The organism is Amycolatopsis sp. 3B14 (assembly GCF_050958625.1).
GTDB lineage: Bacteria > Actinomycetota > Actinomycetes > Mycobacteriales > Pseudonocardiaceae > Amycolatopsis_E > Amycolatopsis_E thermoflava.
On the sequence record NZ_JBHZEN010000008.1, the window covers coordinates 68,452 to 90,779 of the forward strand.

Annotated in this window: 19 protein-coding genes; 2 read left to right on the forward strand and 17 right to left on the reverse strand. The window is 70.1% G+C overall.

Annotated features, from left to right (window positions below; all coding sequences use genetic code 11):
- Positions 1-29 precede the first annotated feature (29 nt).
- Entirely contained in the window at positions 30-1,535 is a 1,506-nt protein-coding gene (locus ACCP09_RS05330) for a sunset domain-containing protein (protein ID WP_433743521.1), read from the reverse strand.
- 76 nt (positions 1,536-1,611) lie between these two features.
- Positions 1,612-2,631 (reverse strand): polyprenyl synthetase family protein, encoded by a 1,020-nt coding sequence (locus ACCP09_RS05335; protein ID WP_433743523.1) that lies wholly within the window; start codon positions 2,629-2,631, stop codon positions 1,612-1,614.
- Positions 2,632-2,809: 178 nt separating this feature from the next.
- Between ACCP09_RS05335 and ACCP09_RS05340 the strand changes: the two genes are divergently transcribed.
- Positions 2,810-4,720 carry an MDR family MFS transporter gene (locus ACCP09_RS05340; RefSeq protein ID WP_433743526.1) on the forward strand — a complete coding sequence of 637 codons (1,911 nt, stop codon included), beginning with the start codon at positions 2,810-2,812 and terminating at the stop codon, positions 4,718-4,720.
- A 151-nt stretch (positions 4,721-4,871) separates the two neighbouring features.
- Positions 4,872-5,075 carry a hypothetical protein gene (locus tag ACCP09_RS05345; RefSeq protein ID WP_027932744.1) on the forward strand — a complete coding sequence of 68 codons (204 nt, stop codon included), beginning with the start codon at positions 4,872-4,874 and terminating at the stop codon, positions 5,073-5,075.
- A gap of 62 nt (positions 5,076-5,137) precedes the next feature.
- Here ACCP09_RS05345 and nuoN read toward each other — a convergent pair whose 3' ends face one another.
- The 15 genes from nuoN to ACCP09_RS05420 form a co-directional block, all read right to left on the reverse strand.
- The gene (nuoN, locus tag ACCP09_RS05350; RefSeq protein ID WP_433743530.1) at positions 5,138-6,700 is read right to left on the reverse strand and encodes an NADH-quinone oxidoreductase subunit NuoN; all 1,563 of its coding nucleotides are present in this window, start codon (positions 6,698-6,700) and stop codon (positions 5,138-5,140) included.
- Between the two features lies 1 nt (position 6,701).
- Entirely contained in the window at positions 6,702-8,252 is a 1,551-nt protein-coding gene (locus ACCP09_RS05355; RefSeq protein WP_378333839.1) for an NADH-quinone oxidoreductase subunit M, read from the reverse strand.
- Positions 8,249-10,144, reverse strand: coding sequence for an NADH-quinone oxidoreductase subunit L (gene nuoL, locus ACCP09_RS05360; RefSeq protein WP_027932747.1), 1,896 nt, complete (start codon positions 10,142-10,144; stop codon positions 8,249-8,251). Before nuoL ends, ACCP09_RS05355 begins: the two co-directional genes overlap by 4 nt.
- Positions 10,145-10,207: 63 nt before the next feature.
- Positions 10,208-10,507, reverse strand: a complete 300-nt coding sequence (nuoK, locus tag ACCP09_RS05365) for an NADH-quinone oxidoreductase subunit NuoK (protein ID WP_017986452.1) — start codon at positions 10,505-10,507, stop codon at positions 10,208-10,210.
- On the reverse strand, positions 10,504-11,301 hold the full coding sequence (locus ACCP09_RS05370; protein WP_027932748.1) for an NADH-quinone oxidoreductase subunit J: 798 nt from the start codon (positions 11,299-11,301) through the stop codon (positions 10,504-10,506). Before ACCP09_RS05370 ends, nuoK begins: the two co-directional genes overlap by 4 nt.
- Positions 11,302-11,502: 201 nt before the next feature.
- Positions 11,503-12,069 carry an NADH-quinone oxidoreductase subunit NuoI gene (gene nuoI / locus ACCP09_RS05375; RefSeq protein ID WP_017986450.1) on the reverse strand — a complete coding sequence of 189 codons (567 nt, stop codon included), beginning with the start codon at positions 12,067-12,069 and terminating at the stop codon, positions 11,503-11,505.
- Positions 12,056-13,396: an NADH-quinone oxidoreductase subunit NuoH gene (nuoH, locus tag ACCP09_RS05380; RefSeq protein ID WP_027932749.1), complete on the reverse strand. Its 1,341-nt coding sequence runs from the start codon at positions 13,394-13,396 to the stop codon at positions 12,056-12,058. The genes nuoI and nuoH overlap by 14 nt, the downstream gene beginning before the upstream one ends.
- Positions 13,393-15,861 carry an NADH-quinone oxidoreductase subunit G gene (locus ACCP09_RS05385; protein ID WP_123684087.1) on the reverse strand — a complete coding sequence of 823 codons (2,469 nt, stop codon included), beginning with the start codon at positions 15,859-15,861 and terminating at the stop codon, positions 13,393-13,395. Before ACCP09_RS05385 ends, nuoH begins: the two co-directional genes overlap by 4 nt.
- Positions 15,858-17,138 (reverse strand): NADH-quinone oxidoreductase subunit NuoF, encoded by a 1,281-nt coding sequence (gene nuoF, locus ACCP09_RS05390; RefSeq protein WP_433743537.1) that lies wholly within the window; start codon positions 17,136-17,138, stop codon positions 15,858-15,860. The genes ACCP09_RS05385 and nuoF overlap by 4 nt, the downstream gene beginning before the upstream one ends.
- Complete coding sequence (gene nuoE / locus ACCP09_RS05395; RefSeq protein ID WP_027932751.1) at positions 17,138-17,872, reverse strand: NADH-quinone oxidoreductase subunit NuoE; 735 nt, start codon at positions 17,870-17,872, stop codon at positions 17,138-17,140. Before nuoE ends, nuoF begins: the two co-directional genes overlap by 1 nt.
- Complete coding sequence (locus ACCP09_RS05400; RefSeq protein ID WP_027932752.1) at positions 17,869-19,239, reverse strand: NADH-quinone oxidoreductase subunit D; 1,371 nt, start codon at positions 19,237-19,239, stop codon at positions 17,869-17,871. Before ACCP09_RS05400 ends, nuoE begins: the two co-directional genes overlap by 4 nt.
- Entirely contained in the window at positions 19,236-19,988 is a 753-nt protein-coding gene (locus ACCP09_RS05405; protein ID WP_433743541.1) for an NADH-quinone oxidoreductase subunit C, read from the reverse strand. The genes ACCP09_RS05400 and ACCP09_RS05405 overlap by 4 nt, the downstream gene beginning before the upstream one ends.
- A gap of 7 nt (positions 19,989-19,995) precedes the next feature.
- Positions 19,996-20,538, reverse strand: coding sequence for a NuoB/complex I 20 kDa subunit family protein (locus tag ACCP09_RS05410; RefSeq protein ID WP_020417415.1), 543 nt, complete (start codon positions 20,536-20,538; stop codon positions 19,996-19,998).
- A 12-nt stretch (positions 20,539-20,550) separates the two neighbouring features.
- On the reverse strand, positions 20,551-20,955 hold the full coding sequence (locus ACCP09_RS05415) for an NADH-quinone oxidoreductase subunit A (RefSeq protein WP_051079579.1): 405 nt from the start codon (positions 20,953-20,955) through the stop codon (positions 20,551-20,553).
- Between the two features lie 322 nt (positions 20,956-21,277).
- Positions 21,278-22,288, reverse strand: a complete 1,011-nt coding sequence (locus ACCP09_RS05420; RefSeq protein WP_433743546.1) for a fatty acid desaturase family protein — start codon at positions 22,286-22,288, stop codon at positions 21,278-21,280.
- Positions 22,289-22,328 lie beyond the last annotated feature (40 nt).

Consider the following 22,328-nt stretch of genomic DNA (forward strand, 5'->3'; position numbering starts at 1 on the left):
AATCGTTCGTGCGGGGCTTCTTCGTTGGTTCAGAGCGGCCGGAACCCGACCCGCTCGGCGTCGTCGGCGGTGCGGAACCACACCTCGGCGATCATGCGGCCGTACTGCGGTGAGTCCTCGGTGCAGTAGCGCAGCGCGGTGACGCTGGCCTTGACCGTGAACTCCTCCGACGGCTTCCCGCCGCCGGGCCGCGGCATCGCCGATCCGGGGCCGAACGGGCCCGGCGGCACCGAACCGTCCGCGCGCGTGCGCGGGGTCGGTTCGAACAGCGAACCGCTGCGGCCGCCCTCCTCGGGCCGGGGCTCGCGCCGCTCCACGGTCCGCATGGAGGGCTGGACCGGCTTCGGCGGGTCGAAGGCGTGCGCGGACCGCCGCGGCTGCCGCTTGGGCAGGACCTGGGTGGTCTCGGTGGCCGTCTCCTCGGTCGGGGGCTGCGGCTGGTCGTCGAACGCGTAGGCAGGCGGCTCGGGCTCCGCCGCGGCGAACGGCGTGAAGGCCGACTCTTCCGCGCGCGCCGGTTCGGGCGCGTGGTCGGGGTCGAACAGCGACCCGCGCTCCGGCTCCGGAGCCCGTTCCCGCCCGAACAGCGAGCCGCGCTCCTCCTGGCGAGTCTGGTCCGGCTCGAACGAGCCGCGGTCCTCACCCCGGAGCGCCGGATCCGGCTGGAACAACGTGGTCCGCTCGGCAGGCGACTCGTCCCGCTGGAACAACGACCCGGCAGGCTGCTCCTGCTCGAACGCCGACGGCGCGGCCTGCTCCTGCTCGAACAACGAACCCCGGCCGGCCGGCGCCTCACTCTGCTCATGGCGCGGCGTCCGCTCGGCCCCGGCGTCGTCCTGCTCAGCCACCTGGCCGTATGCGGCGGCCTCGCCCTGCCCGTAGCGCGGCTCCTGCTCGAACTCCTGCCGGTACCCGGCGTCGTCCTGCTCAGCCACCTGGTTGTAGCCGGCAGCCTCGCCCCGCTCGGACTCCTGCCCGTACCCGGCCTCATCCTGCTCAGCTGCCTGGCCGTGGCCTGCGGTCTCGCCCGGCTCGAACAGCGCGCCGCGCTCGGACTCCTCACGCCCGTACCCGGCGACCTGCTCCCGGCCGAGCCCGGCGTCGCCCACGTACAGCGCGCCACGCTCGGCGGCGTCGTCCCGCTCGTGGCCGAACGCGTTGAAGACCGTCGTTTCGTCGGCCTGCGGTTCCTCCGGCTCGAACAGCGAGTCGTCGTCGATCTCGGAGCCCGGCTGGTACCCGGGCGACCGTCCGGCGAGGCTGTCGCGCTCCAACCAGGACGGGGTGGCGTGGTGCTCCTCCGCCTCGGGCGTCTCGGCGCCGACCCGTTCCTTCCGCGCGACCGGCGCGGACACCGGGTCCCGCTCGATCGTGCGGGTCGGCTGCGCGGCGGGCGCGCTCTGCGCGGCGAGGAGCCTGCGCTCCAGGTGCCGGCTTCTCGCCTGAGCGGGCCGGGCCAGGAACAACCAGGTCAGCAGCACCCCGACCACGAATGCCGCCGCGCTCCACAGCCAGACCTGTCCGAAAATGGACATCCGTGCTGCCCTTCCTTTCCTACCGCGCGGTTACCACTCACAGTGACGCCGCAGCGGCTCACGCATGACGCGCGATCTACCTGGTCCGCGCGACGAGGTAGTCCGCGACGGACTCGCACGCGTCCCTCGCGGGCCCGGCCGGCAGGGGGGCCAGCTCCGTCCTCGCCCGCTGAGCGTAGTCCGACAGGGTGACCATGGCGCGGTCCAGCCCGGTGGACGCCCGCAGCAGGGTCAGGGCCTCCTCGACCAGGTCGTCGTCGGTGATCGGGCCCGCCAGCAGCTCGACCAGCCGCGGGTCGGTGTCCGGGTCGGCCAGCGCGTACAGCATCGGCAGCGTGCGCACGCCCTCCCGCAGGTCGGTGCCCGGCGTCTTGCCGGACTCGTGGGACGGCGAGGCGATGTCGATGATGTCGTCGGAGATCTGGAACGCGGTGCCGATGATCTCGCCGAACCGCTGCATCGCCCGGATCACGTCCGGCTTGGCGCCGGAGACCATCGCGCCGAACCGGCCGGAGGTGGCGATCAGCGAGGCCGTCTTCTGCGCGATGACGGTGAGGTAGTGGTCGACCGGGTCCTCGCCCTCGCCCGGCCCGACGGTCTCCCGCATCTGGCCGGTGACCAGTTCGCTGAACGTCTCGGCGAGGATGCGGGCGGCGTCGGTGCCCAGGTCGGACACCAGCCGGGAGGCGTGCGCGAACAGGAAGTCGCCGGTGAGGATCGCGATGCTGTTGGTCCAGCGGGCGTTGACGCTGGGCGCGCCGCGCCGCATCGTCGCCTCGTCCATCACGTCGTCGTGGTACAGCGTGGCCAGGTGGACCAGCTCGACGGCCGCCGCGGCGATCACGACGTCCGAGTGGTTGCCGTCGCCGAACTCACCCGCCAGCAGGGTCATCATCGGTCGAAAACGTTTGCCACCCGCCTCGACCAGGTGCGACGCGGCGTCGTGGACGGCCTGCACCTCGCTGCGCGCGGTGTCGCGCAGCAGCTTTTCGACGTCGTCCAGTCCAGCGGCCAGCGTGCGCAGCAGCTGCTCGTCGGCGATCCGCAGGCCCACGCTCCCGCGCAGCTCCTCGATCGTGCTACCCCGGTGCCGCACTGACACGTTGTCCGCCCTCTCCGCACTTCACTGACCGGTCCTCACCAGCGTAATGGCTGCACCCGGGGTGTTCGTGCGCCCTCTGCGAACCACCCTGGTGATGCACGCGACAACGGGTCCCCACACCATCGGGTGAGCCGCCCCGCAAGCCCTTCTGACCAGCACTAACGTTCGCGAGGTGACCAGCAGGAGGGCGCAGAACACCATCGTCGCGGCGATCATGCTCGGGATGCTGCTGGCGGCGCTGGACCAGACGATCGTGTCCACCGCCCTGCCGACCATCGTGGCGGACCTCGGCGGCGCGAACCACCTGTCGTGGGTGGTCACCTCGTACCTGCTCGCCGAGACGATCATGACGGTGCTGATCGGCAAGTTCGGCGACCTGTACGGGCGCAAGCGGGCGTTTCTGGCCAGCGTGGTCCTGTTCCTCGCCGGGTCGTTCCTGTGCGGGTGGGCCGACTCGATGGCCATGCTCGTCGCGTTCCGCGCGCTGCAGGGTCTCGGCGCGGGCGGGCTGATGGTGACCTCGGCCGCGGTCATCGCCGACGTCGTCCCGCTGCGCGAACGCGGCAAGTACCAGGGCGCGATCGGGGCGGTGTTCGGCGTCTCGACGGTGGCCGGCCCGCTGCTCGGCGGCCTGTTCGTGGACCACCTGAGCTGGCGGTGGGCGTTCTACGTGAACGTGCCGCTCGGGGTGCTGGTGGTCCTCGTGGCGATGTTCGCGCTGCCCACGGTCAAGTCGGCGGTGCAGCCGCGTATCGACTACCTGGGCATCGTCCTCATCGCGCTCGCCTCGACCGGGCTGACGCTGGTGACCAGCTGGGGCGGCACCGAGTACGCCTGGACGTCCCCGGTGATCATCGCGATGGCGGTCGGCTCGGTCGTGCTGCTGGTGGCGTTCGTGCTGGTCGAGCTGCGGGCCGCGGAGCCGATGCTGCCGATGCGGCTGTTCCGCGGCCGGGTGTTCTCGGTGGCGGGCATCCTGAGCTTCGTCGTCGGGTTCGCGATGCTCGGCGGCATCACCTACCTGCCGACGTACCTGCAGCGAGTGCAGGGCGCGAGCGCGACCGAGTCCGGGCTGCGGATGCTGCCCCTGGTGGCCGGGATCATGATCACCTCGCTGGTCAGCGGCGTGGTGATCAGCCGCACCGGGCGGTACCGCGTCTTCCCGATCGCCGGATCGCTCGTGCTGGCGCTGGGCCTGTACCTGCTGTCGCACCTGGACGCCACCACGAGCTTCTGGGTCACCTCGGCGTACATGGTCGTGCTGGGCCTCGGGCTCGGCTGCACCATGCAGGTGCCCACGATCGTCGTGCAGAACACCGCGGACTACGCCGACCTCGGGGTGGCGACGTCCGGCGTGAGTTTCCTGCGCACGCTGGGGAGTTCCTTCGGGGTCGCGGTGTTCGGCTCCATCTACGCGAACAACCTGCCGCCGCAGCCGACCACGGAGTCCTATGTGGACGCGATCGGCACGATGTTCCTGATCGCCTCGCCGATCGGGTTGCTCGCGCTGGTGGTCGCGTTGTTCCTCAAGGAGGTTCCGCTGCGGGACACGTCGAAGGCGCTGGCGTCGGGCAACAGCGGGGTCGGCGAGGGCTTCGCGGTGCCGGGCTCCGGGGATTCGCGGCAGGAGCTGGAAAAGGTCGTGGCGACGGTCTGGTCGAAGCAGAAGACCGATCCGGGGCCGGAGATCCTGGCGCGCTCCGGCGTGCCGCTGAGCTATGCGCAGGCGTGGCTGATCGCGCAGGTCTACCGCAACAGCGTCGACGACGGCGACGCCACGCTGCAGGAAATCGCCGTGCAGACCGGCGTTCCGGCGGGCATCTTCGAACCGACGGCGCGGCAACTGGTGGCGGCCGGGCAGCTCGCCGAGGCGGACGGGCACTTCACGTTCACCGGGCACGGCAGCGACACGTTCGCCCGGCTGGTCGGCGCGTGGCGGTTGTGGGTGCTGGACAACGTGACGGGCTCGGAGGCCGCCGCGGGCCGGGACTTCACGGCGTGCGTGGACGAGATCGCGACGCAGCTGATCAGCAACAGCCGCGCGCTGACGCCGGCGGGCAGGCACGCGACGCCGGTCGGCTAGCACACCCGACCGACAAAAACGGCGCCACACCGGCGAAACGGCGCGACTTGTCCACATCGCCCTCAGCCATCCACAGAATCCCGTTCTGTTTCCCACTCCGCCGCCACACCGGGCATGCTCGAGACATCCCTCCCGAAAGGAGCCTCGAGAAATGACCGAGCAGACCCTCCCCGGCCGCCGCACCCGCAACCAGGCCCTCCGGCCCGTGATGGGCGAGGCGCGTGAGCGCGGGCTCGCCCAGCGGCACCTGCGCAAGCTGATGCGGCTGGCGCGCGAGCAGCCCTGCCGGTGCGGCGACGTGCACCGGCACGCGTGTTCCTATCCCGACGTGGTGCGCGCGCTCGATCCGACCTGACCCCGGACGCGGAAGTGCCCCCGCGCCCGGGTGGGCGGGGGGCACTTCCGGTAGCGCGGTCGTCAGAAGGCGAAGGCGCCCGCTCCCGCCCAGTCCAGGGCGAAGGCGGGGGCGACGCCGAGCAGCAGGGTGATGATCACACCGAGCGTGATCGCCGCCGTGGTGAACGCGCCCGGCACCGTCACGGTCGGGCCCTCGGGAGCCGGCTTGGAGAAGTACATGAGCACGACCACCCGCAGGTAGAAGAACGCCGCGACGGCGCTGAACACCAGCGCGATCACCACCAGGGGCGCCATGCCGTCCCGCAGCGCCGCCGAGAACACGACGAACTTGCCGACGAACCCGCTGGTGAGCGGGATCCCGGCCAGAGCGAGCAGGAGGAAGGTGAACACCCCGGCCAGCACGGGCGACCGCTTGGCCAGGCCGGCCCACGCCGACAGGTGCGTGGCCTCGCCCTTGGCGTCACGCACGAGCGAGACCACGCCGAACGCGGCGAGCGTCGTGAAGCCGTAGGCCAGCAGGTAGAACAGGGTCCCGGACAGGCCCTGGTCGGTCATCGCGAGCGTGCCGACGAGCAGGAAGCCGGCGTGCGCGACGGACGAGTAGGCGATCATGCGCTTGACGTCGGTCTGGGTCAGGCCGAGCACAGCGCCGATCGCCATGGAGATGATCGCGACGGCCCACAGCACGCCGCGCCACTCCCAGCTGGTCGACTCGAACCCGACGGTCAGCACGCGCAGGATGCCGCCGAACGCGGCGACCTTGGTGCAGGCCGCCATGAACCCGGTGACCGGGGTCGGCGCGCCCTGGTAGACGTCCGGCGTCCAGGTGTGGAACGGGCCGACCGAACCCTTGAACAGCAACCCGACCACGAGGAGGCCCATGCCCGCGAACAACAGCATGTCCGACCGGTCCGAGCCGGCCGCTGCATTGGCGATGTCGGCCAGCTTGACCGAACCCGCGTAGCCGTAGAGCAGCGCCAAGCCGTAGAGGAAGAACGCCGACGAAAAGGCCCCGAGGAGGAAGTACTTGACCGCCGCCTCTTGCGACAGCAGGCGCCGGCGCCGGGCCAGGCCGCACATCAGGTACAGCGGCAGGCTCAGCACCTCGAGCGCGATGAACATGGTGAGCAGGTCGTTGGCCGCGCAGAACGTCATCATCCCGCCCAGCGCGAACAGCGCCAGCGGGAAGACCTCGGTCTGCATGCCCGTCGAGCCGACCTGGGCCCGGTCCTGCACGGTGCCCGGCCGGATGGCGGCCTGCGCGACGAAGGCGCCGCCCGGCTCGACCGAGCGGTCCGCGATCAGCAGGATCGCGGGCAGCGCGAGGGCGAGCAGCGTGCCCCACAGGAACAGGGCGGGCTTGTCGACCGACACCGCGCCGCTCAGGGTGGTCAGGCCCTTGACCGGCGAACCGCTGACGTACACGGCCAGCGCGACACCGGCGGCGGCCAGACCGGTCAGGCTGAGCAGCACCTGCGACGGCCACCGCATGTGCCGGGGCAGGAACGCCTCGAACAACACGGCGACGCACGCCGCGCCGAGCACGATCAGCACCGGCAGGATCGCGTCGTACGCGATCTCCGGTGCGGAGATTTGCCCTTGCTGGGCCAGAATCCCGAGCATTTCACTGGCCTCCGTTGAGTGCGGAAAGCGTCGCGTCGACCGACGGGGTCACCGTGTCCAGCACGGGTTGCGGGTAGAAGCCGAGCCCGATGATCAGCACCACCATGGGCACCAGGATCGCGAGCTCCCGGCCGCCGAGATCCCGGATCGTCTTCCGGGCGCCCAGCTCGGGGGCGATCGCGGTGCCCGGGCCTCCCCCGGCGCCGACCAGCGCGGTCCCCCGCACCGGGCCGGTCATCAGGCGCTGGTACAGCCACAGCACGTATGCCGCGGCGAGCACCATGCCGACGGTGGCGAGGATCGCGTACACCGGCTGGGTCTCGAAAGCGCCCAGCAGCACCAGGAACTCACTGACGAACGAGTTGGTACCCGGGAGGGACAAAGTGGACAGACCGGCGATGAGCAGCATGCCGCCGAGCAGCGGCGTCAGCTTGAACATGCCGCCGTAGTCGGAGATCCGTGTCGAGCCGCCGCGCGCGATCACCAGGCCCAGCACCACGATCAGCATGCCGGTCGCGAGGCTGTGATTGAGCATGTAGGTCACCGCGCCGACGGTCGCCTGCTGGGTGAAGGCGAAGATGCCCAGCGCGATGAACCCGAAGTGGGCGATCGAGACGTAGGCGACGAAGCGTTTCATGTCCTGCTGCCCGGCGGCGAGGATCGAGCCGTAGAGCACGCCGATCACCGCCAGCACCAGCACCAGCGGCGCCAGGTCCTTGCTGGCTTCCGGGAACATCGGCAGGCAGTAGCGCAGGAACCCGAACGTGCCGACCTTGTCCAGCACACCGACCAGCAGGACGGCGACGCCGATGGGCGCCTCACCGGCGGCGTCGGGCAGCCAGGTGTGGAACGGCACGAGCGGCGCCTTGATGGCGAACGCCAGGAAGAACCCGAGGAACAGCCAGATCTGGGTGCTCGCCGGCGCGTCCCGGACCACCGTGACCAGCGTCGCCCAGTCGAACGTCCCGTTCCCCAGCTCGTCGGCGGCGAGCGAGTAGGCCCCGATCGCCGAGGCCAGCATGATCAGACCGCCGAGGAAGGAGTACAGGAAGAACTTGACCGCCGCGTACTGCCGGTTCGCGCCGCCGTAGCCGCCGATGAGGAAGTACATCGGGATCAGCATGATCTCGAACAGCACGTAGAACAGGAACACGTCGGTGGCGGCGAACACCGCGATGGTGATGGCCTCCTGCACCAGGATCAACGCGAGGAAACCACCCGCGCTGCGGTCCTGCGGCAGCTTGTCCGCCGTGCCCAGGGCGCCGATGACGATCGGCACCAGGAACGCGATCACGGCGATCATCACCAGCGCGATGCCGTCGATGCCGAAGGAGATGTGCACGCCGAAGCTCGGGATCCAGTCCATCGAGCTGGTGTGCTGCAGGCGGGCGCCGTTCGGCTCGTAGGTCGCCCACGTCGGGATGATCATCGCCAGCTCGACGATGGCGAACGCCACCGCGGTGAGGATGGCGAGCCGGTCGTTGCGGCGCAGCCCGGTGACGACGCACGCGCCGATCAGCGGCCAGAGGATGAGGGCCAGTACCCAGGTCATGAGAACCTCACCATCAGCAGTGCGGCGACGAGGACGAACGAGCCGGCCAGCATCGACAGGGCGTACGAGCGGACGAAGCCGGTCTGCAGTCTGCGCAATCGCCCGGATCCGCCACCGAGGGCGGCGGCCAGTCCGTTGACGGCGCCGTCGACGCCCCGGCTGTCGAGGTAGACCGAGAACCGGGTGAGCCACATGCCCGGGGTCGCGACCAATGCCTCGTTGACCGCGTTGCCGTACAGGTCCTTGCGGGCCGCCTTGACGACCGCGGAGACGTTCTCCGGCCGCTCGACCGGGGTGTCCCGGCGCCCGACGACGAGCCAGGCGAGCAGCACGCCGAGCGCGGACAGGGCGACCGTGATCCACGGGATGAGCGAATGCGGGATCGCGGTGTGCTCGGCCTCGCCGAGCTCACCCAGCGCCGGGGCGAGCCACTCGGAAAGGCGGTCGCCGAGGGCGAAGAACGCGCCGGCGCCGACCGAGCCGATGGCCAGCACGATCATCGGCGCGGTCATCACCGGCGGCGACTCGTGCGGGTGGAACTCCTTGCCCTCGGCGGTGCGCAGGTCCCGCCAGCGTTCCTTGCCGAAGAAGGTGAGCAGCATCAGGCGGGTCATGTAGAAGGCGGTCAGCGCGGCGCCGAGCATGGCGGCGAGGCCGAACACCCAGCCGCGCCAGCCCTCCTGGCCGAAGGCGGCCTCGATGATCGCGTCCTTGGAGAAGTAGCCCGACAGGAAGGGGAACCCGATGAGCGCCAGGTAGCCGAGCCCGAAGGTGACGAACGTGATCGGCATGTGCCGGTACAGGCCGCCGAACTTGCGCATGTCGACCTCGTCGTTCATGCCGTGCATGACCGAACCGGCGCCGAGGAACAGCCCGGCCTTGAAGAAGCCGTGCGTGAGGAGGTGCATGATGCCCAGCGCGTAGCCGAACGGCCCGAGCCCGACGGCGAGCATCATGTAGCCGATCTGGCTGACCGTCGAGTACGCGAGCACCTTCTTGATGTCGTCGTAGGCGCAGCCGATGATGCACCCGATCAGCAGGGTTATCGCGCCGACGAGGGTGACGATCAGCCTGCCCGTCTCGGTCTCGTTGTAGATCGGGTTGGCGCGCGCCACCAGGTACACGCCGGCGGTGACCATGGTTGCCGCGTGGATGAGGGCCGACACCGGGGTCGGGCCTTCCATCGCGTCCGGGAGCCACGCCTGGAGCGGGAACTGGCCGGACTTGCCGCACGCGCCGAGCAGCAGCAGGATCGCGATCGCGGTGATCACGGCGGGCGGGGCGTCGCCGATGCGGTCGAACACGCCCGCGTAGGTGACGGTGCCGAGGTACTTGAACATCAGGAAGATCGCGAGGGCGAGGCCGACGTCACCGACGCGGTTCATCAGGAACGCCTTCTTCGCGGCGGTCGCCGCGGAGGGGCGGTCCGAGTACCAGCCGATGAGCAGGTACGAGGCCAGGCCGACGCCCTCCCAGCCGAGGTAGAGCGTCACGAAGTTGTTGCCCAGCACCAGAACCAGCATGGAGGCCACGAAGAGGTTCAGGTACCCGAAGAAACGCCGCCGGTTGCGGTCCTCCGCCATGTAGCCGATCGAGTAGATGTGGATCAGCGCGCCCACACCGGTGATCAGCAGGACGAAGACGAGCGAGAGCGCGTCGATGCGGAGCCCGAAGTCGATCTGGAGGTCACCGACGCCGATCCAGGTGAACATCCTGGTGTCGGTCACGTGCCCGTCGCTGCCGAAGAACAGCACCAGGCCGTACACGAACGACGCGATGACCGTCGCACACCCGAGGAGGTGACCCCAGCGGTCGGTGCGCCGTCCCCCGGCCAGCAGGACGAGCGCGCCGAGGGCCGGGAACGCGACCAGCAGCCACGATGATGCGATCACGCGGATCCTTTCTGCGGCGCGAAGCGCCTCCGTTGAGGGTGGTGGTGGGCCGGTGGGCGGGCCCTAGTACTTGAGCAGGTTGGTGTCGTCGACCGAGGCCGAGCGGCGGGTGCGGAAGATGGCCATGATGATCGCCAGCCCGACGACGACCTCCGCGGCGGCGACGACCATCACGAAGAACGCCATCACCTGGCCGTCGAGCCCGCCGTTGATGCGGGAGAACGTGACCAGGGAGAGGTTCACGGCGTTGAGCATCAGCTCGATGCACATGAACACGACGATGGCGTTGCGCCGCACCAGCACGCCGACCGCGCCGATGGAGAACAGCAGGGCTGACAGCAGCAGGTAGTAGGTGGGGGTCATTCCTCGTCACCCTTCCCGACCAGCGCGTGGGCGTCGGGCTGCGGTTCGGTGCCCTCGACCTGCTTGCGCTCGGCTTCGAGCCGCGCCGTGGGCGTGGACTCGATGATGGTGGACAGCGACTCGGGCGCGACCGTGCCGTCGGGCAGGATCGCGGGGGTCGTGACCGAGTGGGACGTGGCGAACACGCCGGGCCCTGGCTTGGGCGAGATGCGTTCGTACTCGCCGCGGAACCGGGCTTCGACGAGTTCCTTCTGCGTGCGGCGGCCGCGTTTCTCGGTGAAGGCCAGCACCATCGCCCCGAGCGCGGCCGTGATCAGCAGTGCCGAGGTGAGCTCGAACGGGAACAGGTAGTCGGTGAAGATGAGGCGGCCGAGGCCGCCGGCGGTCCCGTTCGGCGCGGGCGCCGGGGTGACGTTGGCGAGCGCCCGGGTGAGCGCGGTGGCCATCAGCCCGGCGATGCCGATGCCGAGGATGCCGCCCCACAGGCGCTGCCCGCGCAGCACCTCGACGACCGAGTCGGAACTCTCCCGCCCGACGAGCATCAGCACGAACAGGAACAACATCATGATCGCGCCGGTGTAGACGATGATCTGGGTGAACCCGAGGAACGGCGCCTGCTGGACCATGTAGAGGATGCCCAGCGAGAACATCGTGAGGGCCAGGAAAAGCGCCGAGTGGACGGCGTTGCGGGCGAAGATCAGCCCGAGTGCGCCCAGCAGGGCGATCGGACCGAGGATCCAGAACGCGATGGCCTCCCCGGTGGACACCGTCTCGGCGGCCTGTGCCAGCACCATCACCGCACCTCCTCACGGACGGCTCCCGCGGCGTCGCCGCGCGCGGGGCGAAGACCCCGGACAGGGAATCGGTAGCGGCTCATCGGACAGTCTCCTCACCGGAGTGACCCGAAGCCGGGGCGTTGCCCCGGAACGAGGAGCGTCCCGCGGGCAGGTTCGCCCGGCTGCGGATCGACGGGACGCGCAGCGAGACCCGGGCCGTCATTGGATCGCCTCCTCGCGGGAGGTCTCCACCGTTTCGCCCGCCGGGATGCCACGGCCGCGGGCCAGTTCGGGGCCGTGCACGTAGTAGTCCTGCTCGTCGTCGCCCAGGCGCATCGGGTGCGGGGGTTGCTCCATGCCCGGCAGCAGCGGCGCCAGCAGGTCCTCCTTGGTCCAGATCAGCTTCTGGCGGTCGTCGTCGGCCATCTCGTAGAAGTTGATCATCGTCAGGGAGCGGGTGGGGCACGCTTCGACGCACAGGCCGCAGCCGATGCACCTCAGGTAGTTGATCTGGTAGTCCTTGCCGTAGCGCTCTCCTGGCGAGTACCGGGCGTCCTCGGTGTTGTCGCCGCCCTCGACGAAGATCGCGTCCGCCGGGCAGGCCCACGCGCACAACTCGCAGCCGACGCACTTCTCCAGCCCGTCCGGGTGCCGGTTGAGCTGGTGCCGCCCGTGGTACCGGGGCGCGGCGGGGGCGCCGATCTCCGGGTACTCCTCCGTCGCCACCTTCTTGAACATCGTGCCGAAAGTGACGCCGAAACCCTTGATGGGGTCAAACAGTCCCATCGGAACCCTCCTTCCCGGCGCCCACCTGGGCAGGCTCCGAAGTACGGCCGGCCGCCCGGCGCCTGCGCTTCCCGGCGCCCCGCTCGGGCACCTCGGGCACGCGCAGATCCAGCGGCGGCAACGGGAAACCGCCGCCGGTGACCGGCACCGAATCGCTGTCGGCCTGCTTCTTCTCCGGCACCAGCAGCGCGATCGCCACCGCGACCACCACCACGACCGCCCCGCCGATCAGGATCTGGCCCGTCGTCAGACCGCCGTTGTTCCGGATCGCGCGGATCGACGAGATGATCACGATCCACACCAGGTTGGCGGGCACCAGGACCTTCCAGCCCAGCTTCATGAACTGGTCGTACCGGAACCGCGGCAGCGTCCCGCGCAGCCAGATGAACCCGAACAGCAACGCGAACAGCTTCACCGCGAACCAGATCAGCGGCAGCCACCCCTGGTTCAGCGGCGAGTCCAGCCCGACGAACGGGAACATCCAGCCGCCGAGGAACAACGTCGTCGCGAACGCCGAGACGATCACCATGTTCACGTACTCGGCGAGGAAGAACATCGCGAACTTCATCGACGAGTACTCGGTGTGGAACCCGCCGACCAGCTCCGACTCGGCCTCCGGCAGGTCGAACGGCGCGCGGTTCGTCTCGCCGACCATCGAGATCAGGTAGATCACGAAACTCGGCAGCAGCAGGTAGAAGTACCAGCCGCGGGCCTGCGCGTCGACGATCGCGCCGGTCGCCATCGACTGCGAGTACAGCACCACGCCGACGATCGACAGGCCCATCGCGATCTCGTACGAGATCACCTGCGCCGCCGACCGCAGCCCGCCGAGCAGCGGGTACGGCGACCCGGACGACCACCCGGCCAGCACGATCCCGTACACGCCGACCGACGAGCAGGCCAGGATCACCAGCACGCCGACCGGCAGGTCGACCAGCTGCAGCACGGTCTGCTCACCGAAGATCGACACCCGCGGCCCGAACGGGATCGCGGCCAGCGCGATCAACGCGGGCACCGCGGACAGCACCGGCGCCAGGAAGTACACCTTCCGGTCCGCGCCGTCCGGGATGATCTGCTCCTTGAACGGCAGCTTGATCGCGTCCGCCAGCGACTGGAAGTAGCCGCCGGGGCCGACGCGGTTCGGGCCGGGCCGGTTCTGCATCCGGCCGATCGCCTTGCGCTCCCACACGATGAGGAAGATCGTCAGGAGCGGCCCGATCAGCAGCACCACGACAGTCTTGAGCAGGATCAGCCACCACGGGTCGTCCGCCAGCAGCTCGGCCCGCGTCATCTGGTCCGCGGCCTGCTGCGCGAAAAACGGTGTCATCGCCGCGCTCCCTCGATGTTGACGACCGCCCCGTGCCCGGCGGCGAGCGTTCTGCGCAGCCGCGAGCCGTCGGAGTTGCCGGGCAGCCACACGACGTCGTCGGGCAGGTCGGCGACCTCGACGGGCAGCGTGATCGCGCCCCGCTCGGTCGACACGGTCACCTCGTCACCGAGCTCCGCCGCGGTCTTCGCCGACACCCGGGCCACCACGCGCCGCGCGGTGCCCGCCAGGTGCGGCTCGTCCACCTGCAGCGAGCCCTCGTCGAGCAGCTGCCGCCAGCTAGCCAGCCGCGCCTGCCCCGGCCCGACCTCGGCGGCGGCCCGCGCGGGGCCCGACTCCCAGAACCTGCCGTGCGACGCGCCGGACGAGCCGAGCCGGGCGAAGTCGCCGTACGCGGCGACCGGAGTCTGGGTGAACAGGTCCGCGTCCATCTCCACGGCCAGCGTGTCCAGCACCCGGCAGTCCGGCAGCGCGCCGGTGCCTTCGAGCGTCGCGTCGAACGCGCGGCGCCTGCCCTCCCAGTTGACGAAGCTGCCGGACTTCTCGACCACCGGCGCGATCGGCAGGACCACGTCGGCGTGCTCGGTGACCGTGCTGGCCCGCATCTCCAGGCTGACCACGAACTCCGCCCGCTCCAGCGCCTGCCGCGCCAGCGCCGGGTCGGGCAGGTCGTCCAGGTCGACGCCGCCGACCACCACGCCGGACAGGTACCCGCCCGCCAGCGCGCCGATGATGTCGTTCGTGTCGCGGCCCGGCTCGGCGGGCACCGGCACGCCCCACGCGGCCTCGACCTCGGCGCGGGCGGCCTCGTCGGTCACCGGCCGTCCGCCGGGCAGCAGCGTCGGCGCCGCACCGGCCTCCAGCGCGCCGCGCTCGCCGGCCCGGCGCGGGATCCAGGCGACCTTCGCGCCGGTCCGCGCGGCCAACCGCCGCACCGCGGCGAACAAGCCCGGCACCTCGGCCGCCCGCTCGCCGACCAGCACGACCGCGCCGTCCGCGCCCAGCGCCGACTCGACGTCCGGCGCGTGCTCGGGAATCCCGTCCAGCGCCGCGGCCTCCGACCCGGGCACGCAGGCCAGCAGCTCGCCGAAGGTCTTGCGCACCGACGGCGTCGTCCACTGTCCCAAGTGGACCACCCGGGTCCGCTTCTTGCGGGCGGCCTTGCGCAGCCGGAGGAAGACGATCGGCGCCTCCTCCTCGGGCTCGAACGCCACGCACAGCACCGTCGGCGCGTTCTCGATCGCGCCGAACGTGACGCCGTACTCCGGTGTCGTGCCGGCCACCTCGGCGGCGAGGAAGTCCAGCTCCTCCGGCGAATGCGCCCGCGCGCGGAAGTCGACGTCGTTGGTGCGCAACGCGACCCGCGCGAACTTCGCGTAGGCGTAGGCGTCCTCCAGCGTCAGCCGTCCACCGGCGAGCACCGCGGCGCCGCGGCTGTCGCGGGCCTTGGCCAGCCCCTCCGCGGCGACGCGCAGCGCCTCCGTCCACGGCGCTTCCCGCAGCTCGCCGGAGGCGTCGCGAACCAGCGGCCGCCGGATCCGGTCGGCCGCCGTGGCGTACCGGAACGCGAAGCGGCCCTTGTCGCAGATCCACTCCTCGTTGACCTCGGGGTCGTTGGCGGCGAGCTTGCGCATCACCTTGCCGCGCCGGTAGTCGGTGCGCTCGGCGCAGCCGGACGAGCAGTGCTCGCACACGCTGGGCGCGGACACCAGGTCGAACGGCCGCGACCGGAACCGGTACTGCGCGCTGGTCAGCGCGCCGACCGGGCAGATCTGGATGGTGTTGCCGGAGAAGTACGACTGGAACGGCGCGCCCGACGACGTGCGGGACGCCAGGTCGAACACGTCCGCCGTCTCCGCTGTGCCGATCTGCTGGTGCGCGCCGCGCTCCAGCAGGTCGATGAACGGGTCGCCGGCGATCTGCGCGGAGAACCGCGTGCACCGCTGGCACAGCACGCACCGCTCGCGGTCGAGCAGCACCTGCGTGGAGATCGGCAGCGGCTTCGGGAACGTGCGCTTGGTGTCGCGGAACCGCGAGTCGGCGCGGCCGTGCGCCATCGCCTGGTTCTGCAGCGGGCACTCGCCGCCCTTGTCGCACACCGGGCAGTCCAGCGGGTGGTTGATGAGCAGCAGCTCCATCACACCCTGCTGCGCCTTGTCCGCGACCGGCGACGTCAGCTGCGTCTTGACGACCATCCCGTCGGCGACCGTCATCGTGCAGGACGCCTGCGGTTTCGGCATCGGCCGCCCGCCCATCTCGACCTCGACGAGGCACTGGCGGCAGGCCCCGGCCGGGTCGAGCAGCGGGTGGTCGCAGAACCGCGGGATCACCGTGCCGAGCCGCTCCGCCGTGCGGATCAGCAGCTCGCCCTTGGGCGCGATGACCTCTTCGCCGTCGATGGTCAGCTTGACGTGACCTTCGGGGACCGGCGTCTCGGTCTTGGGTTCTTCCGGCGCGATCGTCATGCCTGTGCTCCCACCAACTCGCGCTTGTTGCTCTCGCACAGGGCGAGGAATTCGTCGCGGAAGTACTTGATCCCGCTGGTGATCGGGCTGACCGCGCCGTCACCCAGCGCGCAGAACGACCGGCCGAGGATGTTGTCGCAGACGTCCAGCAACGTGTCGATGTCCTCGGCGGTGCCCCGCCCGTCGACCATCCGCTCCAGGATCTGCGCCAGCCAGTACGTGCCCTCCCGGCACGGCGTGCATTTGCCGCACGACTCGTGCTCGTAGAACTGGGTCCACTTCATCACGGCCCACGGCACCGACACGGTTTCGTTGAACACCTGGACCGCGGTGGTGCCGAGCATCGACCCGGCCTCCGCGGCGCCCTCGAAGTCGAGCGGGATGTCCAGGTGCTCGGCGGTGAACATCGGCGTGGACGACCCGCCCGGCGTCCAGAACTTGAGCGGGATGCCGTCCTTCATGCCGCCGCACAGTTCCAGCAGTTCACGCAGGGTCGTGCCGAGCGGCGCCTCGTACTGGCCGGGCTTCTCGACGTGCCCGGAGATCGAGTAGATCTTCGGGCCGGGCGACTTCTCCCGGCCCATCTTGCGGAACCAGTCCGCGCCGCCGTTGACGATGAACGGAACGCTCGCGATGGTCTCCACGTTGTTCACGGTGGTCGGCGCCGCGTAGAGGCCGGCGGCCGCGGGGAACGGCGGCTTGAGCCGCGGCTGACCGCGGCGGCCTTCGAGCGAGTCGAGCAGCGCGGTTTCCTCACCGCAGATGTAGGCGCCCGCCCCGGCGTGCACGGTGATGTCCAGGTCGAACCCGGAGCCCAGGATGTCCTTGCCGAGGTACCCGGCGCGGTAGGCCTCGCGCACCGCCGCGTTGAGCCGACGGTACGGGTGCAGCGCCTCGCCCCGCACGTAGATGAAGCAGTGGTGCGACCGCATCGCGTAGGTGGCGATGATGCAGCCCTCGATGAGCGAGTGCGGGTCGGCCATCATCAGCGGGATGTCCTTGCAGGTCCCCGGTTCGCCCTCGTCGGCGTTGATGACCAGGTAGTGCGGCTTGTCCTCGTTGGGCGGCATGAACGACCACTTCACGCCGGCCGGGAACCCCGCGCCGCCGCGGCCGCGCAGACCGGAGTCCTTGACCAGCTGCACGAGTTGCTCGGGCGTGCCGCTCAGCGCCTTGCGCAGCGCGGTGTAACCCTCCAGCTGTTCGTAGGTGGACAGCCGCCAGGAGTTGGGGGACAGCCAGCGTTTGGTGAGCACCGGGGTGATGGGATCAGCCATTACTTCTTCTCCACTTCCGGCAACGGGGCGTCCGCCATGGCCGGGGCCGTCCAGCCCCGCTCCTGGGCGATCCGCGCGCCCATCAGGGTCTCCGGGGCCTGGGACGGTCCGTCCACTTGCGACCGGTAGGTCTCCTCGTCCTCCGGGAAGAACCCGGCCAGCTGCAGCTCGGCGCTCTTGAAGTCGCCCAGCGGAGCCCCGCGCGTCGGCTGCGGCTTCTCACCGCGCCGCAGGGCGTCGACCAGTTCGACCGCGCTGTCCGGCGTCTGCTTGTCGTAGTACTCGTAGTTGACCTGCAGCACCGGCGCGAGGTCGCAGGCGGCGAGGCACTCGGCGTGCTCCAGCGTGATCGACCCGGGCTCGCCCGGGGTGCCCGCGGTTTCCTCGTGCCCCAGCGGTTTCCCGTCCTCGCCGAGGTGCTCCTGCAGGGTGCGGTAGATCGCGTCCCCGCCCAGCGCCGCGCACAGCGTGTTCGTGCACACGCTCACCAGATGCTCGCCGCACGGCTTGCGCTTGTACATGGTGTAGAACGTGACGACCGCGCTGACCTCGGCCTCGGACAGCCCGAGCTGCTGCGCGCAGAACGTCACGCCCTCCTGGCTGACGAACCCCTGCACCGACTGGACCAGATGCAGCATCGGCAGCAGCGCCGACCGGGACTGCGGGTAACGGGCCATCAGCTCCTGCGCCTTGGCCACGGTGTCCGCGTCGAACAGCTCTTTCGCTTGGGTCATCGATCCACTCCGCCCATGACCGGGTCCACGGACGCGACCGCCGCGATCACGTCCGCCACCAGGCCGCCCTCTGACATCGCCGGCAGGGACTGCAGGTTGACGAAACTCGGTTCCCGCACGTGCACGCGCACCGGGCGGGTGCCGCCGTCGGAGACCAGGTGGAAGCCCAGCTCGCCGCGCGGCGACTCGATGGGCGAGTACACCTGGCCCGCAGGCACCTTGAAGCCCTCGGTGACCAGCTTGAAGTGGTGGATCAGGGACTCCATCGACTGGCCCATGATCTTGCGGACGTGCTCGAGCGAGTTGCCCATGCCGTCGCTGGAGATCGACAGCTGCGCGGGCCACGCGATCTTGCGGTCCTCCACCATCACCGGGCCCGGCTCGATCTTCTTCAGGCACTGCCGGATGATCCGCAGCGACTGGTGCATCTCCTCGACCCGGCACAGGTACCGGCCCCAGCAGTCGGCCTCGGTCGAGGTCGGCACGTCGAACTCGAACTCGTCGTAGCGCGAGTACGGCTCGATCTTGCGCAGGTCCCACGGCAGGCCCGCGGAGCGCAGCACCGGCCCGGTGACGCCGAGCGCGAGGCACGCGTCGACCGGCAGGTACCCGACGCCCTTGAGCCGGTTGCGCCAGATCGGCTGACCGGTGAACAGCTTGTCGTACAAGGGAAGGCGCTCGTCCATCGTCTTGACGAACTCGCTCACCTTCTCCTTCCAGTCGGTCGGCAGGTCCTGCGCGACGCCGCCGGGGCGGATGAACGCGTGGTTCATGCGCAGCCCGGTCAGGTACTCCAGCAGGTGCAGGACCTCTTCCCGCTCGCGGAATCCGAAGGTCATCGCGGTGGTCGCGCCCAGCTCCATGCCGCCGGTGGCGATGTAGACCAGGTGCGAGCCGATGCGGTTGATCTCGCACAGCATGACGCGGATCAGTTCGGCCCGGCGCGGCGCCCGGATGCCGAGCAGCTTCTCCACGCCGAGGCAGTAGCCCAGCTCGTTGAACAGCGGGGACAGGTAGTCCATGCGCGTCACGAACGTGACGCCCTGGGTCCAGGTCCGGTACTCGCAGTTCTTCTCGATGCCGGTGTGCAGGTAGCCGATGACCGAGCGGAGCTGGGTGACGGTCTCGCCCTCCAGCTCCAGCACGAGCCGGAGCACGCCGTGCGTCGACGGGTGCTGCGGGCCCATGTTGATGACGATCCGCTCGTCGTGCTGGGCGTCTTCCAGCACGTCGTCCCAGTCACCGCCGGAGACGTGGTAGATGCGGCCTTCGGTGGTGTCGCGCGATTCGGCGTAGTCGACACTGTCGCGGCCGGTGTCGCTCGTGTCGGTGCCGGTGCTGACGTCCGCGAGTCGATCGGTAGTCACGAGTACGACCTCCGCTGATCGGGGGGCGGGATCTCCGCGCCCTTGTACTCCACCGGGATCCCGCCGAGCGGGTAGTCCTTGCGCTGCGGGTGGCCGTCCCAGTCGTCCGGCATGAGGATCCGCGTCAGGGCCGGGTGGCCGTCGTAGACGATGCCGAACAGGTCCCACGCCTCGCGTTCCTGCCAGTCCGCCGTCGGGTAGACCTCCACGATGGACGGGATGTGCGCGTCCTCGACGTCGACGGCGACCTCCAGCCGGATGCGCCGGCGGTAGGTCATCGACGTCAGGTGGTACACCGAGTGCAGCCGCTGCGGCACGTCCGGCCCGTAGTCCACACCGGACACCGAGCTGCACAGCTCGAACCGCAGCCCCGCGTCGTCGCGCAGGATGCGGCACATCGCGACGAGGTGCGCGCGGTCGACGTAGAGGGTGATCTCGCCGCGGTCGACGGTCACCTGGTGCACCGACTCGGCGGGCACGTCGTTCTCGGCCAGCGCGGCGAAGAACTGGTCGGCGAACTCGTCGAACCAGCCGCCGTAGGGCCGTTCCGCCGGTGGCGGCAGGTAGGCGGGCAGCCGCAGGCCGCCGTAACCGGAGGTGTCCCCGCTGTCGGAGACACCGAACATCCCGCGGCGCTCACGGCCCGCGACGATCGGCTGCGCCGGGCGCGGCCCACGCGGCTCCAGGCCGGTGTCCGGGCGCTGGGCGCTGGACTGTTCCCCGCCGGGTTCGGGCTTTTCCTCGGTCATGAGCGCATCACTTCTTCGCGTACTTGATCGACGACGGGATCAGCTCGGTCTGGTGCCCGGCCAGCGCGGCGGCGCGGCGCGGCCCGAGCGGCTCGTCCTGGATCTTGGCGTGCAGCTTGAGGATCGCGTCGAGGAGCATCTCCGGGCGCGGCGGGCAGCCCGGCAGGTACATGTCGACCGGCACGATGTGGTCCACGCCCTGCACCACGGCGTAGTTGTTGAACATGCCGCCGGAGGACGCGCAGACGCCCATCGCCAGCACCCACTTCGGCTCGGCCATCTGGTCGTAGATCTGACGCAGGACCGGGGCCATCTTCTGCGTGACCCGCCCGGCGACGATCATCAGATCGGCCTGGCGCGGGGTGGCGGAGAACCGCTCCATGCCGAAGCGCGCGATGTCGTAGCGCGAGCCGCCGACGGTCATCATCTCGATCGCACAGCAGGCGAGCCCGAAGGTGGCCGGCCACAGCGAGTTCTTGCGCGCCCAGTTGACCAGCTTCTCCAGGCTGGCCAGCAGGATGCCGTTGGGGAGCTGCTCTTCGAGTCCCATGACGTCCCTCCCCTAGTTCCAGTCGAGCCCGCCGCGACGCCAGACGTAGGCGTAGGCGAAGCCGACGGTCGCGATGAACAAGACGATCTCCACCAGGCCGAACAGGCCGAGCGCGTCCGCCGAGACGGCGAACGGGTAGAGGAAGACCATTTCGATGTCGAACAGGATGAACAGCATCGCGGTGATGTAGTAGGCGACCGGCATGCGGCCGCCGCCCACCAGCGGCTGCGGGGACGGTTCGATCCCGCACTCGTAGGCCATCTGCTTCGCCCGGTTGTACCGGCGCGGGCCCACCAGCGGGCCGAGCAGCACGGAGAACACCGCGAAGGCCGCGGCGAGGACGAACAGGAGGACCAGCGGCAGGTACATCTCGAGGCCGGGCCCCGAGGCGGCCTGCGCGAGGTGGAACTGCGACATCAGCACGGTGAATGCCGTCCTTTCCGCGCCGTTGCGAACGTGCCGCTTGTGAAACTGTTCACAATCTCCCTTGTGGGGTTGTGAAGCGGTTCACAAAGCATAGAGGCAGTGTAGGACGTGGCTCACATTGTTGTCGCGGGGTGTTTCGGGTAAGGCGAACCTAACCAAAGGATGCCCTGGTGGACGGCCATAAGCCCGAGACCAGCACGAAAAGGATCATCCTGATCACGCAACGCAGAACTGGTGTGACGTAACCCACGGTGATGGCGGCCAACCTCCGCCGGTTGCGCGCAAGATCACGCCGACGGAGGTGTGACGGAAGTCATCCGCGGAGCGGCTCGCCGGCCTCGTGGAGGTGCCGCAGTGCCCGCGCCCAGGAGTCGACCAGACCGGTCTCCGAGTACGGCACCCCGATCTCGGCGCAGTACCGCCGCACGATCGGCTGCGCCAGCCGCAGGTGCGGGGTCGGCATGCTGGGGAACAGGTGGTGCTCGATCTGGTAGTTCAGGCCGCCCATCGCGACGTCGACGAACCGGCCGCCGCGGACGTTGCGGGAGGTCAGCACCTGCCGCCGCAGGAAGTCCGGCCGATCGCCACCGGTCAGCGTCGGCATGCCCTTGTGGTTCGGCGCGAAGATCGAGCCCAGGTACACGCCCCACAGGCCCTGGTGCACGGCGATGAACACCAGCGCCTTGACCGGCGACAGCACCAGGAACACCGCGCCCAGGTAGACCGCGAAGTGGGTGAACAGCAGCGCGGCTTCCAGCCACCGCTGCTTCAGCCCCGGCCTGAGCACCGCGCGGATGCTCGACCAGTGCAGGTTCAGACCCTCCAGCGTGAGCAGCGGGAAGAACAGGACCGCCTGGTGGCGCCCGATGAACCGGGGCAGGCCGCGGCTGGCCCTGGCCTGGCCCTGCGACCACACGAGGATGTCCGGCGCGACGTCCGGATCGAGTTCCTCGTGGTTGGGGTTGGCGTGGTGGCGCGTGTGCTTGTCCATCCACCAGCCGTAGCTCAGGCCGATGCCGAGGTTGCCCGCGATCCGGCCGGCGACCTCGCTCGGGCGGCGCGTGCGGAACACCTGCCGGTGCGCGAGGTCGTGCGACAGCAGGGCGATCTGACCGAACAGGACGGCCAGCAGCACGGCGACGACCAGGGCCGCCCAGGAGTCGCCGATCCAGGCGAACAACGCCCAGGCGTAGGCGAACAGGGCGGTGACCAGGCCGGCGCGCAGGGCGTAGTAACCGGGGCGCCGGTTCAGCAGGCCGGCCTGCTTGACGCGGCCGGCCAGGCGGGCGAAGTCGCTGCCGGTTTCGGCTTCGGTGGTGGGCACGCACCGAGTCTGTTGCGCCGCGCGAAGATCCGGCAGCCGG